The sequence below is a fragment of the Dactylosporangium sp. CA-152071 genome, assembly GCF_050936335.1.
Lineage (GTDB): Bacteria > Actinomycetota > Actinomycetes > Mycobacteriales > Micromonosporaceae > Dactylosporangium > Dactylosporangium maewongense.
Window position 1 is genome coordinate 4,429,355 of record NZ_JBNJMZ010000001.1, and the last position, 13,978, is coordinate 4,443,332.

Consider the following 13,978-nt stretch of genomic DNA (forward strand, 5'->3'; position numbering starts at 1 on the left):
TCTGTGACCAGCCAAAACGAAGCCCTTGACCAGCAGTTTTACGGTCAAGGGCTTCGCTCATATGTCCGGCTGTCACCGGCTAATTCCCGCCATGATCGACGGTCCGCCCAAATACGCCCCCAAGGGCCAGGGGTAGGGACCTACGCCGGAGGCAGGCGAATCCACTGGTCATCGGGTACTACGGCGGCCTGTGTCTGACCTGGAGCACCTACCCTGGATCGACCCGACCCATCCGCCCTGACGAACGGCCCGGTGTCGGCGGCTTCACCGATCAGAATTCCTCCGCCACGTCGTCGGTTCTGGTAGCCCCCTCGCACCGGTGGAAGGATTGGTGACCATGACCGACGCTAGACCGCTGGGCGCTGACGAGGCCTCGTTCATCGCGGTGGCTCGCTCAGGCGATACGGCGCGGTTCGCGCTCATCACGGAGCGCCACCGGCGTGAGCTGCAGGTGCACTGCTACCGGATGCTTGCGAACTACGAGGACGCCCAGGACATGACGCAGGAGACGTTCCTGCGAGCGTGGAACAAGCGGGAGTCGTTCAAGGGCCACGCTGCGCTGCGGACCTGGCTGTACCGGATCGCGACGAACGTCTGCCTTGACTTCCTGGAGAAGCGCAACGATCGCACGCCCGTGCCGTCCGGGCTGGCGGACGTCGGCTCCGAGGTGCTGTACCTGCAGCCGTACCCCGACCGGATGCTCCCCGAGGACCCGCAGGAATCGGTGGTGGCGCGGGAGACGATCGAGCTGGCGTTCATCGTCGCCGTCCAGCACCTGCCGCCGCGGCAGCGGGCGGTGTTCATTCTGCGCGACGTCGTCGGCTGGCCGGCGTCGAAGGCCGCCGACGCCCTCGATCTGACCATCGCATCGGTGACCAGCGCGCTGCAGCGGGCGCGCGTGACGATGCGCGAGCAGCTGCCCGACCGCCGCCTCGACTGGCGGAGCCCCGCCGCCCACGAGCTGTCGAATGACGAGCGCGGCGTGGTGAAGTCGTACATCGACGCCCATGAGCGCAACGATCTCGACGGGCTGATGTCCCTGCTGCGCGACGACCTGCGCTTCGTGATGCTGCCCGAGGCGGGCACCTCGGTCATCACGGCCAAGGACGCGGTGGACGGCTGGGTCTCCGGTGGGCTCTTCCAGCCCGGCCACGACGACTGGCGCTGCATCGCCACGACGGTCAACCGCATGCCCGCCGCCGCGCTGTACCTCCGCACCCCTGACGACCCGGAGTACCGGCTGTTCGCCATCGCGGTCCTGCACGTCGTCGACGGGAAGATCGCCGAGCTCACCGGATTCGACGCCACCGACAAACCATGGCTGGACCTGCCCCCGACACTGTGATCAGACAAGTCCCCGCCGGCGTTGCCGGCGGGGCATCTCGATGCCCGACGAACCCGGCCTCACGAGCCGAGCCGCTGGCCCGTGCTCATCGCCTCGTCTCGTATCGGGTCAGCAGGACGCCGCCGGGAAATGTCCGCGTCTCCACGAGGTTCAGGTTCGCCCAGCTGTCCAGCGCGGTGAAGAACGGCGTGCCGCCGCCCACCAGGACCGGCACGGTGACCAGCATGTACTCGTCGATCAGCCCGGCCCGCATGGCCGCCCCGGCGAGCGTCGCGCCGCCGATGTCCATCGGGCCGGCGTCCTCTGTCTTGAGCCGGGTGATCTCGGTGACCGCGTCGCCGGTGACCAGGCGGGTGTTCCAGTCGACCGTGCTGGTCGTCGAGGAGAACACCACCTTCGGCATGTCCCGCCAGCGGCGAGCGTACTCGATTTCCGCCTGTGTGGCGCCGGGCCGCTGGTCGGCGGTCGGCCAGTGGGAACTCATCGCCTCCCACAGCTTGCGCCCATACAGCGCCAGGCCCGTCGCCCCCACCCGGTCGGACCACCACTGGAACAGCTCGTCGCTCGGCGACGAGTCCGGTCCCTCACCGCCCTCGGGGATGACCGGTTTTTGTATCGGCGAGTGACCTGTCACGCCGAGGGGAGTGCGTGGTCCGCTTGAGGTTCGATGGACTTCGAGGAGGATCGATGACGGTCAGCGTTCGGTGGCTGGGGCGGGTGGTGCTTGCTGGGTTGTGTTCCTTGCTTGTCGTGGGGGCTGTGCCCTCGGCCGCGCAGGCCGCGCTGGCGCTGACTCCAGATGTTCCCAACAACACCTTCAGCCCGTGGACGTGGAGCTTCAACGTGACGGTGCCGCGGTGGAATGTGGTCTTTGTGCATCCGTACCAAGGGGGTGACGAGGACCTGAGCATCACGCGGGCCGGGGTGCGGCTGGCGCAGACGGGGTCGACGCAGGTCAGTGAGCAGGCCGGCGCCCGGATGGACTTCATCGCGCTCAACAACCATTACCTGCCGCTGGGTGCGTACACCGCCAACACGACGACCTACAGCGGCAGTCCGGCGTACCAGATCATTTTCCGGCAGTCGGCGGGGACCATCACGCCGCATCCGTTCAATTCGCCGGCGCGGTTCGTCGCGGCGAGCACGAATGCCAAGGGGTACGCGATGCTCGGCACGATCTACGACCTGCAGACGCAGATCGGGCAGGACCTCATCATCTCGGCCGACACGCCGGGTGGGGTGTTCCTGGTCGCGGACTACGCCACCATGCCGATTCCGACTCCCGTGCCGCCGGTCTGCTGCGTGAGGATCTCGGCGATCTCGCGGTGGCTGTCGCTGGAGTTCCTGAAGGACACCGAGCGCTGCATCCGGGTCAGCGGTGACGGTTCGCTGCGAGGGCTGGTGGTGCTGTTCCGCGACGGGCCCGGCGACGCGGCGCCCCCGACCCGGCGGTTCAACGTCGAGTACGCCACGACGGCGCAGGCGGAGTCGCGCGGCTGCCGGTGGGCGACGATGCAGGAGTGACCGGTGAAAAGGAACCGCCCGGCCCCCCTTCCACCGGGGGTGCCGGGCGGTGTTGGTGCTGTGTGGGCTAGGCCGAGATGTCGATGAACGAGGCCCAGCTGTTGTTGTACTCCGCGAAGTTCGCGTGGTTGTCCGCGGAGCGGGTGTAGACCTGTGTCGAACGGTTCGACACGTTGAACAGCACCGAAGGCGCGGAGACCGCTGCGCCGCCGATGTTGTTCCAGCCGGACCAGCCCTTGTAGTAGTACACGTACTGGGTCTGGCCGCCAGCGGTCGCGGCGTACGCCTCGGTCGTGCCGTAGCGCGGGTTGTAGATCACGCCCGGGTCGCTGGCGAGGCTGCCCTTGAGGTCGATCCAGTCCGCCCAGCCGTTGTAGTAGTACCGGTAGGCGAGCGTGTTGGTCGACGTGCGGGTGTAGACCTCGGTGGTGCCGTAGGTCGGGTTGTAGATGACGCCCGGGTTCCCGGAGACGTTCCCTTCGAGGCTGACCCAGCCGGACCAGCCGTTGTTGTAGTACTTGTACTTCACCTTGTTGTCCGTGGTACGGACGTACACCTCAGTCGTGCCGTACTTCGGGTTGTACAGCAACGCCGGGTCACTGGCGACCGAGCCGCCGAGGTCGGACCACCCGGACCAGCCGTTGGCGTAGTACTTGTACTTCAGCGTCCCGTCAGCGAACCGGGCATAGATCTCCGTCGTGCCGTACTTCGGGTTGTACAAGATGGACGGGTTACCCGCCAGCTCGCCCCCGAGGTCGTTCCACCCGGACCAGCCGTTGGAGTAGTAACGGTAGGCGAGGTGGTTGTTCGCCAGACGCGCGTACACCTCAGTGGTGCCGTACGTCGGGTTGTACAGCACAGCCGGGTCACCCTGCGTGTCGCCACCCAGGTCAGACCAGTCCGACCATTCACTGCCGGCCCGGTACGCGTACACAATCTTGTTGTCGGTCGTGCGGCCGTACACCTCGGTCGTGCCGAAACGCTGGTTGTTGATCCCAACGGGCTTCGACGCGATCCTCGGCGGGTCGTTCTGACGGATGTACAGCAACCGGTTCGCAGTGTTGCGAGCGTAAGGCGGGTAGTTGTTCACCATGTCCAGGACACCGTTCGTGGCGCTCTGGATGATCGCCTGACGCACCTGCGACGGGCTGTAGGTCGGGTGTGCCTGCAGGATCAGCGCTGCCGCGCCGGCGACGTGCGGAGACGCCATCGACGTGCCGTTGGCCATGATCGCGGGGTTCGGCCCCGGCGGGACCTCCGGATCGGTCGGGTCGGGGATCCATGCCGACTTGACGTCGACGCCGGGCGCGAAGATGTCCACGCACGGCCCGTAGTTCGACCACACGGCCGGGTACTCAACCCCGTCGCCTTCCCAGATGAAGGAAGCACCGACCGTCAGCGCGTCGGTGACCCGACCCGGTGAATGGTCGCAGGCGTTGAGCGGCATCGGGTTGGTTGGATTGCCGTCGCCGTTACCAGCGGAGAGCGTGTAGGTCAGCCCGGACGCGATTGACTTGCGGACCGCCTCGTCCTGCAGCGGTTCGATCTCGGTGGAGCCGAGGCTCATGTTGACCACGGCCGGCTTGGCCGCGTTCGCCGTGACCCATTCGACGCCGGCGACGACCTCAGAGGTGTAGCCCTCGCCGTTGCAGTCCAGGACGCGGACCCCGACGATCTTCACCTGCTTGGCCACACCGTACGTGGTGCCACCGAGCGTGCCGGCCACGTGCGTGCCGTGCCCGCGGCAGTCGGAGACGTTCTCCGGCAGGTTGTGCTCGGGCGTGTTCCGACCGTACGGGTCGGGGGTCTTGCGAACCGCCCGGTCGACGAAGTTCCTGCCCCACGAAGCCCGGCCGCCGAACTCGCTGTGCTCCTTGTACAGACCCGTGTCGATCACGTACGCCGTCACCGACGACGCCGTGTTCGGGTAGGTGTACTGGTAGTTCGGCGTCTTGGTGCGGCTGTCGATCCGGTCCAGGTTCCAGCCCGGGTTGTACTGCGTGTCCGACTCGCGCACCAGCATGTCGCGCGAGACGGACGCCACCGACGGGTCTGCCGCCAGACGCGCGGCCTGCGCCTCAGAGAGACCGCTGACCGCGAAGCCCTTCAGCGTGACGCTGTACTCGCTGGTGACCTTGCCGCCGTGACGAGCCGTCAGCGCCTTCGCCGAACTGGAGACATTGGTCTTGGCCTGAGCCGTGCTCAGACCACTGTAGGCGGTGCCCTTCAGCTGAACGATGTAGCTACCCGGCAGAGCCTGGTTCGTGTCACCGAAAACCTTGCCCACCGGCGGGTTGACCACCTCCGCCGAGGCCGGCGTGCCCGAGACGAGCACCACGCCCGCGGCGGCGAGCGTCGAGACGCCCACCATCGCCCAGCGCCGCGGCCGGCTTACGAGCCGTCCATACGCAGCCCTTTCCTTGCCCTTTGTGTTGATGGTTATTCCCTCCCCATGAGGATCACCCGGCGGACATCGACGGTTCACGCCAGAAGGGTGATCGGAATTATGGAGAGACTAAGTGGACGACCCCGTTCTCGGCCACCCCGTTCGGGTGTTCATGTCGTGAAGATCGGACGAAGGGACTAGTCGTGTGTTAGCCAGGCGGCGAGGGTCCCCGGCGGTTTGATCCTGACCGTATGCTTCGCCCGACGTCCGGCCTAGGAGCGCACCATGTCCGATCCATCCCAGTCCCTGCCCCAGCAGCCTCCCTACCCGCCGGCCGCGCCTTCTCCGTTGCCGCCGCAGCAGGTGTACGAGCAACCGCAATTCGGGCAGCCACAGCCGCCGCAATCCGGGCAAACGCCTTACGGGCAACCGCAATACGGTCAACCGCAGCAGGCCCAGTACGGTCAGCCACAACCGCAATACGGACCGGCGCAATTCCACCAGCCACAGTGGACACCGCCGCCCGCCAAGAACCGTACGGCGCTGATTGTGAGCATCGTCGCAGTCGTCGTCGTCCTGCTGTTCGCGGCGGCGGTGACGGTCGCGTACAAGCTCACCCGCGACGACGAGCCGGCCGCGACCGCCTCCGCGGCGAGCACGGCCGGTGGTGGCGGCGGCGAGAAGCGGCTGCGCCTGACGGCGCCGGCGACCGTCGGGTCGTGGAAGAAGGCGAGCAGTCAGGAGCTCGCCGACAAGCTGAGCGCCGCCGGCACCGTCAGCCTCATCGACGAGCCGTTCGCGGCCCAGTACGACAACGGCGGCATCACCGCGGCGATCTGGGGCGGGACCGGCAAGGACATCCGGTTCGACTCGGCGCAGGAGCTGTTCACGGCGTTCGTCAAGGGCGCCCTGACGATCACCCCGGGCACGCCCGGGACGACGTCGCCGGTCGACCCGGGGCTGATCGGCGGTCAGGCGTACTGCGTGGCCATCACGGGCAGCGGCGCCGGTTCGTCGGCCTGCCTCTGGTTCGCGGATCAGCTGACGGTCGGGTTCGTCTTCACCGGCGGCGAGCCGGACGCCGCGGGCGGGTACGTGAAGGAGATGCTGTCGGGCTTGGTGACCTTCGGCTAACGGTCCGGCACGCCGAGGTTCAGCTCGGCGGTGGCGAGCATGCGGGCGATCTCGATCCGCGGCTGCCGGAACTCCATCGCCACGACCTGGAACGGGTCGACGACGTGGACGGCGCCCTGCGCGTCGGTGGCGCTCAGCACGTACCGGTAGCCGCGCGGCGCGTTCGGTGCGGGCCGGACCTCCCAGGCCGCGCCGAGGCGGGCCGCCATGACGCGCGCGACGAACGACACGAGGTCGGCGTGCAGGGTGACCCAGTCGTCGGTCTGGAACTCCGTCAGAGGCAGCCGGTTCACGTACACCTGCAGCAACGGCACGACGGAGACCGGGTCGCGCTCGGCTTCGTCGGCGGGGGCACCGACGAGCTCGGCGACCGCGGCGAAGTTCTTCCGCGAGCCGGCGGCCCAGTCCTCCAGATCGGCGTCGGTCACCATGGACGGCCTTTCACCGGTTGCGCAGACGGGCGAGGAACGAGCGGGGCGCCGGCCGCTGACCCACGACGGCCGCGGGCCGTTTGACGGCGGCCGGCCGTTTGACGGTGGACGAGGGCGCGGTGATCAGGCCGCGGGTGCGCAGCTCGGCCCAGATCCACGGCGGGCACAGCCCCCGGTAGCTGCGGAACTCCTCCAGCGGCACCCGGGTCGGCCGCAGCTCCAGCCAGCTCTCCTTGCTCAGCACGCCGCGGCACCGCTCCAGTGGCAGGGGTAAGTAGTCGTCGAAGCGCGACTTGTCCTGGCTGGTGATCTTGAGCACGTCGGCGCCGCCGGTGTCGGCGCTCAGCACCAGCACCGGGCGGTCCTTGCCTTCGTCGTCCTCCTCGAAGGTCACGAACGCGTTCCACACCTCGTGCGTCTTGGGCACGCGGACGGCCGGGTCGCGGGCCGGCCGCGGGGCCACGTCAGGACGGAAGCGGCGCAGCACCGCGATGGTCAGGACGGCGGCGGCGAGGGCGAGCAGCGGCAGGGTCAGCAGCATGATCGCCACCGTGGTGGTGGAGGCGGTGCGGGGGTTGCCGGCGACGGGCACGTGGTTGACGGCGGCCCACGCCCCGACCAGGCCGACGGCCGCGAGCACCACCCCGGCCCGCACGAACAGGTGCACGACGCCGTCGATGTCCGCGAACTGCCAGACGGCGATGCACACCACCAGCGCGCCCAGGGTCACGGCGCCGCCGGTCCAGAAGTCGAAGACCCGGAAGCCGAGCGCGTAGGCGACGCACTTGGCGGCGACGCAGCCCGCGAGCAGGATGCCGGCGCGGACGAAGATCTGGCCCGCGCTGTTTCCGCCGGGCGTGCGGAAGCGGCGGCCGAGCACGAGGGCCACGACCGGCGACGCGACCAGCCCAGGCCAGATCGCGCCGGCGTCGCTGTGGCCGAGCAGCACGTCGGCGGGCAGGCCGATGACGGCGGCGCCGCCGAACCAGGCGGCCACCACGATCGGCAGCAGCACCCAGCCCAGCGGCGTGAGGAACAGCGCCCGCGACTCCCACGCGATGACGCACACCAGGCCGAACCCGATCGCGGCGGCGATGAAGAGCAGCGCCCCGGTGCCGTTGAGCAGCCCGTCAGCGACGGCCATGCGCGCTCCTCCCCCACACGGTCGGCATCAGCCTGCCATAGACCATTGTGTCGCCGGTACGGTCCGCGCGGGCCCGACAATTCGCGCTGTCGCGACCGCGTCACACTCAGCCACGCGGTCGCGGCGCCTCACGTGAGGTCGTCGAGCGCCGCCGCCTCCGACACGGTCTCCTCCGGCAGCTGCGGCGCCGGCGACGGCCACGGCTTGAGGCCCTGCACGACGGTGCCGTAGAAGGCGTCGAGCGCCGTGATGACGCTGTGCACGAAGGCCCCTCTGACGCCGGACCGCCTGGCGCCCATCGGGGTGCTCCGGCTGAGCTTGAAGGTGGTGATGTCCAGCGCCCGGTCGACGATCAGGACCGCCGGTCTGGCCCGGGCGTCGCCGAGCCGCTCGCAGGTGGTCTCGGTGCGGCCGGTGAAGCCGACCTCGACCACGACGTCGTTGGGGGCCTTGTCGAGCTGCCTGAGCAGCCAGGACACCCGCCGCTGCGAGCTGCCTTCCTTCGGTGCGGCGACCTGGACCGACACCTTGACCTGCCCGCGCCCGACATCGGCGGCGAGGGTGACCAGCCCGGCCGCGCCCGGGATCTTCAAGGTCGCGTCGAGGACGCCGTCGACGGCGAGCTTCGAGACGACCGCGGCCTGCCGGGCGGCCGGGTCCACGGCGAGCCGGCGGGGCAACGGGCTGGTGACGGTGACCCCGAGCTCGGCGGTGAGATGGAGGCAGAGGAACCGCACCAGCCGCAGCCACGCGTCGGCGACCGCGGGCACCTTACGGTCGGCGGCCCGCAGCGTGCCGGCGACCGCCGCGTCCCGGACGGTCGCCCACGCGGCGCCCATGTCGTCGAACCCGGACGCGCCCGAGCGGGGGTGCTCCAGGTACTTGATGAACTCGGCCAGGATCCACGCCTGGACCGGCGTCTCGACGCCGCGGTGCGTGAGCACCATCCTGGCCTCCTGCAGGACCTCGGCCCACGACAGGTGCAGCAGCCCGACCTTGCGGATCTTGCGCTTGTCCACGTCGACGGGGTGCTCGCCGGCGCCGGGCGCGATCTCGTTGGACAGCGTGACGACCACGTCGTAGCCGCGGATCCGGGCGACGTCGAGGTACTTCTCGACCTGGTCGCGGCGCAGCTGGGAGGTGCCGGTCTTGACCTCGAGCAGGCACGTCCACAGGCGGCTGCCGCGGGCGACCCTGATCACGCCGTCCGGGATGACCTTGCGGTCGGCGAGCTCGAACTGCACCTCGGCGAACGTCTCCACGGTGCCGGCGGGGGCGCCGAGCCGGGCGACGATGCCGCGGGCGAACGGGCGGACGGCGTACATCGTCGCCAGCAGCGCCGACGTGGCCCGCTTCTCCTGCTCCTCGGCCGCGCCGACACCGGCGACCGAGAAGAGCCGGGCCGCCGGCCAGTTCGTGCCGCCGGCCAGGGCGGGCACCGGCGGCATGATCCTGGTGGTCCGGGGTTGTCTGGTGCGCACCGTCTTCGCCCGGCTGACCGCCGGAGCGGCGCCGACGGGCGCCACGGGCACCGGTTCTTCGAGCGGCGGCTCGGGCTCGCCAGGCATGGCCGCGTCCGCGCCCGCGTCGTCCACGAAGTCCCCGACGTCCACGACTTCTTCCAGCACGGACGTCGTCTCGTCCAGCAGCTCCGCGTCCATGTCGTCCGCGCCGGGCGCGTCCAGCAGCTCCGCCCCGGCCTCCTCGAGCACGGACGTCGTCTCGTCCAGGATCGGGGCCGGCAGGTCCGCGGCGTCCGGCGCCGGCTCGTCGTCGACGCTGACGCCGAAGTCGGTCGCGAGGCCGGCGAGGCCGGTGTCCCAGCCCTGACCGACCGCACGCAACTTCCAGGCACCGTTGCGCCGGTACACCTCACCGAACACGAATGCCGTCTCGACCGTGGCGTCGGTGATGTCGTACCGGACGATCGGCGCTCCCCCGTCGTCCAGCGCCACGAGATGCATTCCGCTCAATTCACCGAACGAGCCCCGGTCGAGACTCGCGGCAATCGCAATGGTGTCGACATCCCCGGGCACCGACTCGAGGTCGACCGCGATCCGCTCCTCCACACCGCCCTCGGTGACACTCGCACCGAGGTGCCGCACCGACCCGTCCGCCGAGGTCGGCTGGTTGTAGAAGACGAAATCAGCGTCCGACAGGTGCCCACCACCGCCCGTAGTGGGCACCTCATCCGTACAGGCGGATCAAACGAGGGGGAAGGCGACGTCGCAGACCTCGTCCGACGGGGCAGCGGCGCCGAAGTCGGCGAAGTAGACCTCGCGGGGTGAGGAGCTGACCGGCAGGCCCTGGGCGGCGACCCACTGCGCGACCGCGTCGAAGGCGGACAGGATCTGCGGGTACGCGACCTGGGCCTTGATGATGCGGGTGAACGCCTCGCGGTGTGCGGGCTCGACGCGGACGGCGCTGTCCAGGGGGCCGGACGGGTCGACCGGCAGGCAGATCTCGACGGGGCCGTCGCTGTCCTCGTTGACCTCGCCGTGGTACACGATGAAGCAGGGGCCGGTCATGCCGTCGCCGTGGCCGGTGGCGGCCTTGAGCAGGCGGCCGATGGCCTCGTCGATCCAGGCCTGCAGCTCCTGGGCGTTCACGTGCCGCTGTTCGGTCAGCACCGTCTGTCGGGGCACGTCGCGGACCTGGACTTCGTACATGGTGAGACTCTCCCGGTCGTCGAGCAGCCGGCTGCGCAGGTGGGTGACGAGCTCACGGCGGACGGCCGTCGCGTGCTCCTGGGCGGCCCAGTAGTCACCGAGGAGGCCGGCCCGCGTCCGCGGGTCGGGGGCGGCGACGATCGCGGCGACGGTCGCGAGGGGCATGTCGAGGCGGCGGAGCCGGGCGATCAGCCTGGCCGTCTCCAGCTGCTCCTCGCGATACCAGCGGTAGCCGTTGTTCTCGTCGACGGCGGCGGGCAGGAGCAGGCCCTGCCGTTCGTACAGCCGCAACGCCTTCGGGGAGAGCCACGACCGCCGTGCGAACACCCCGATGGTGAGCAGCCCCTCGTCCACCTGCGCTCCTTCCGGGCCGGGCGGACCGCCCGGCGCGATTCAGGGTCGGCCCTGCCCAAGGGGCAAGGTCAAGCCGCGCCGCCGGCGGCGGAAATGCCGGTGCGTGCGCCGGCCGGTTGAGCCAGTATGGGGCGAGGACCACGTCGAGGACTCGAGGAGCGGACATGCGCGCAGGGATCACGTCCATCCGGAAGGGAGTCATCGACGCTGGAGGCCTGACCCTGCATGACCGTCCTCAACCTCGGCATCGTCGCGCATGTCGACGCCGGTAAGACCAGCCTGACCGAGCGGCTGCTGTTCCGCGCCGGTGTCATCGACCGGATCGGCAGCGTCGACGACGGCAGCACGCAGACCGACTCGCTCGCCCTCGAACGGCAGCGGGGCATCACCATCAAGTCCGCGGTGGCGTCGTTCCCCGTCGGCGGCGTCACGGTCAACCTGATCGACACGCCCGGGCACCCCGACTTCATCGCCGAGGTGGAGCGCGCGCTCCGCGTCCTGGACGGTGCCGTCCTCGTCGTCTCCGCCGTCGAGGGCGTCCAGGCGCAGACCCGGATCCTGATGCGGACACTGCGGCGGCTGCGCGTACCGACGCTGATCTTCGTCAACAAGATCGATCGGCGCGGCGCCCGGCACGAGGACCTCCTCGCCGACCTCGCGGCCATGCTGACGCCCGCGCTCGCCCCGATGGGCCGCCCCACCGGCCTGGGCACACCCGGCGCCGCCTTCGAGCCCGGCACCGCCCGCCTGGCGGAGGCCCTGGCCGAGCACGACGAGCAGGCCATGGCCGCTTTTGTGCACGATGCGGCCGATGTACGGCTGGAGCCCGAGCTCGCCCGGCAGACCGCGGCGGGGCTGGTCCACCCGGTGTACTTCGGCTCGGCGACGACCGGCGCGGGGGTCGACGCGCTGGTCTCCGGTCTCGCTACGATCCTGCCCGCGGCGACCGGCGACCCCGGCGCCCCGCTGTCCGCGACGGTGTTCAAGGTCGAGCGCGGCCCGGCCGGCGAGAAGATCGCGTACGTCCGCCTCTTCGCCGGCACGATCCACGTCCGCGACCAGCTCCCGGCCGGCAAGGTCACCGCGATCGGCATCCCCTCGGGCGGCACCGCGGTGCCCGTGGGGTCGGTCGCCGCGGGCCAGATCGGCAAGCTGTGGGGCCTCAGAACCGTCCGGATCGGCGACACCATCGGCGCGGACCCGCCGCGCGCGGGCGCGGCCCAGCTCTTCGCGCCTCCCACGCTGGAGACCGTCGTCGTGCCCCGGAACCCGCGCGACCGCGCCCGCCTGCACGCGGCGCTCGCCCAGCTCGCGGAGCAGGACCCCCTGATCGACCTGCGCCTGTCCGACACACCGCCCGACGCACCGTCCGACGCACCGTCCGGCTCGGCGTCGGGCTCGGCGTCGGGTTCGGGGGCCGGTTCGCCGTCGGGTTCGGCGGCGGGTTCGCCGGCGGGTTCGCCGGGCGTCTCGCTGGCCGTCTCGTTGTACGGCGAGGTCCAGAAGGAGGTCATCGAGGCGACGCTCGCCGCGGAGTACGGCGTGCTGGTCGACTTCCGCGAGTCGACGATCGTCTACGTCGAGCAGGTCGCCGGCACCGGCTCCGCCGTGGACCTGCTCGGCGCGCCGGACAACCCGTTCCTCGCCACGGTCGGCCTGCGCGTCGAACCCTCCGACGGCGGTGTCGAGTTCCACCTGGACGTGCCCGTCGAGTCCATGCCGATGTACGTCTACAACAGGACCGCCGACTTCGAGGCCGCGATGTCCTCGTACGTGCGCGACACCCTCCGCCAGGGCCTGCACGGCTGGAACGTCACCGGCGCCAGGGTCACGATGACCACGTCCGGCTACCAGGCGCCCGGCAGCTCCGCCGCCGACTACCGCAAGCTGACCCCCTTGGTGCTCATGCGCGCGCTGCGCCAGGCCGGCACGCGGGTCTGCGAGCCGGTCCACCGCTTCCATCTCGAGATCCCGGCCTCCACCACGGGCGTGGTGCTCGGCCTGCTGTCGAAGCTCGGCGCCGTGCCGTCGTCGCAGGACCAGCGCCGCGACTGGTGCGAGGTGACCGGCACCATCCCGGCGGCGCGCATCCGCGATCTGGAACGCCGCCTGCCCGGCATCAGCCACGGCCTCGGAGTCCTGGAGTACGCCTTCGACCACCACCGTCCCGTCCACGGAACGCCGCCCGTCAGGCCCCGCTCCGACCACAACCCCCTGAACCGCAAGAAGTACCTGCTGTGGGTCTCACGCCGCGTCGCCACCGGCCCCGTCGGTTAACTCCTGCCGCAACCGGGCCAGGGTGATCCGCATGCCCTCCCGGTTGTCCTCGGGTCTCGTCTTCGCGGCCTTCCCGGTGAAGATCCTGCCGAGGACCATCGCCCCGCGAACCCGCTGGTCGATCCAATACTGGGTGACCTCGGTCCCGCCCTCGACCCCCGCGAGCCGGAACCCCCACCGGGCGACCGGCATCCCGAACGTCGTCACGTCGAACGCGAACTCCACCCCCGGCTCCGCCGCCACCACCTTGCACGTGGTGAACCAGACATACGCCCCGCGCCGGTTGAACCCGACGAACCGCCGCGGCACCCGCCCCGGCGACCGCGTCAGCACCCAGGTGCCGAAGCACTCGGGACTGTGCCTCGCCATCCGCCGCACATCCGCCACCGCCCGGAACACCACCTCCGGCGCCACGCCGACGGTGATCCTCTCGACGACCTCGTCAGCCATCTCAGCTCCCCATCCGTTCTTCGAACCGGGCCCGGTCAAGGTAGTCCGCCCCGCGCGGCCGATCACTCAAGTCGCCACCGCCGGCCACTCACCACAGGTCGTGTCGCTCAAGTCGCCGCCCGGCGGCCACCGACCGGTCAGGTCACCACCGCAGGGTCCTATCGCTCAACCCGTCGCCACCGACCACCAACCGGCCAGATCACCACCCGCAGGCCATGTTGCTCAAGTCGCCACCGGCCGCTCACCAGACAGGTCACCACCCGG

The 13,978-nt window shown here is 70.2% G+C and carries 11 protein-coding genes; 4 read left to right on the top strand and 7 right to left on the bottom strand.

Annotated features, from left to right (window positions below):
- Nucleotides 1-337: 337 nt before the first annotated feature.
- On the top strand, nucleotides 338-1,345 hold the full coding sequence (locus ACQEVZ_RS19785) for an RNA polymerase subunit sigma-70 (protein WP_433368490.1): 1,008 nt from the start codon (nucleotides 338-340) through the stop codon (nucleotides 1,343-1,345).
- A gap of 85 nt (nucleotides 1,346-1,430) precedes the next feature.
- Here ACQEVZ_RS19785 and ACQEVZ_RS19790 read toward each other — a convergent pair whose 3' ends face one another.
- Nucleotides 1,431-1,979, bottom strand: coding sequence for a dihydrofolate reductase family protein (locus tag ACQEVZ_RS19790; RefSeq protein WP_433368493.1), 549 nt, complete (start codon nucleotides 1,977-1,979; stop codon nucleotides 1,431-1,433).
- Nucleotides 1,980-2,095: 116 nt separating this feature from the next.
- On the opposite strand from ACQEVZ_RS19790, the gene ACQEVZ_RS19795 reads away from it, so the two are divergent.
- Nucleotides 2,096-2,869 (top strand): hypothetical protein, encoded by a 774-nt coding sequence (locus ACQEVZ_RS19795; protein WP_344510364.1) that lies wholly within the window; start codon nucleotides 2,096-2,098, stop codon nucleotides 2,867-2,869.
- 67 nt (nucleotides 2,870-2,936) lie between these two features.
- Here the strand turns inward: ACQEVZ_RS19795 and ACQEVZ_RS19800 are convergent, their stop codons facing one another.
- Nucleotides 2,937-5,240: a S8 family serine peptidase gene (locus tag ACQEVZ_RS19800; RefSeq protein ID WP_433368496.1), complete on the bottom strand. Its 2,304-nt coding sequence runs from the start codon at nucleotides 5,238-5,240 to the stop codon at nucleotides 2,937-2,939.
- A 564-nt stretch (nucleotides 5,241-5,804) separates the two neighbouring features.
- On the opposite strand from ACQEVZ_RS19800, the gene ACQEVZ_RS19805 reads away from it, so the two are divergent.
- Nucleotides 5,805-6,389 carry a hypothetical protein gene (locus tag ACQEVZ_RS19805; protein WP_433368499.1) on the top strand — a complete coding sequence of 195 codons (585 nt, stop codon included), beginning with the start codon at nucleotides 5,805-5,807 and terminating at the stop codon, nucleotides 6,387-6,389.
- Here the strand turns inward: ACQEVZ_RS19805 and ACQEVZ_RS19810 are convergent.
- The 4 genes from ACQEVZ_RS19810 to ACQEVZ_RS19825 form a co-directional block, all read right to left on the bottom strand.
- Nucleotides 6,386-6,820 carry a hypothetical protein gene (locus ACQEVZ_RS19810; RefSeq protein ID WP_360570511.1) on the bottom strand — a complete coding sequence of 145 codons (435 nt, stop codon included), beginning with the start codon at nucleotides 6,818-6,820 and terminating at the stop codon, nucleotides 6,386-6,388. The two genes, ACQEVZ_RS19805 and ACQEVZ_RS19810, sit on opposite strands and share 4 nt — an antisense overlap.
- Nucleotides 6,821-6,830: 10 nt before the next feature.
- A complete protein-coding gene (locus ACQEVZ_RS19815; RefSeq protein ID WP_433368502.1) occupies nucleotides 6,831-7,964 on the bottom strand; it encodes a hypothetical protein in 1,134 nt (377 codons plus the stop codon).
- A gap of 128 nt (nucleotides 7,965-8,092) precedes the next feature.
- Nucleotides 8,093-10,150, bottom strand: a complete 2,058-nt coding sequence (locus ACQEVZ_RS19820) for a TerD family protein (RefSeq protein ID WP_433368505.1) — start codon at nucleotides 10,148-10,150, stop codon at nucleotides 8,093-8,095.
- Between the two features lie 18 nt (nucleotides 10,151-10,168).
- Complete coding sequence (locus tag ACQEVZ_RS19825; RefSeq protein ID WP_433368508.1) at nucleotides 10,169-10,987, bottom strand: MerR family transcriptional regulator; 819 nt, start codon at nucleotides 10,985-10,987, stop codon at nucleotides 10,169-10,171.
- Nucleotides 10,988-11,212: 225 nt separating this feature from the next.
- Between ACQEVZ_RS19825 and ACQEVZ_RS19830 the strand changes: the two genes are divergently transcribed.
- Nucleotides 11,213-13,264, top strand: a complete 2,052-nt coding sequence (locus tag ACQEVZ_RS19830) for a GTP-binding protein (RefSeq protein ID WP_433368510.1) — start codon at nucleotides 11,213-11,215, stop codon at nucleotides 13,262-13,264.
- On the opposite strand, the gene ACQEVZ_RS19835 is transcribed toward ACQEVZ_RS19830, so the two are convergent.
- Nucleotides 13,232-13,714 carry an SRPBCC family protein gene (locus ACQEVZ_RS19835; RefSeq protein WP_344510380.1) on the bottom strand — a complete coding sequence of 161 codons (483 nt, stop codon included), beginning with the start codon at nucleotides 13,712-13,714 and terminating at the stop codon, nucleotides 13,232-13,234. The genes ACQEVZ_RS19830 and ACQEVZ_RS19835 overlap by 33 nt on opposite strands.
- Nucleotides 13,715-13,978 lie beyond the last annotated feature (264 nt).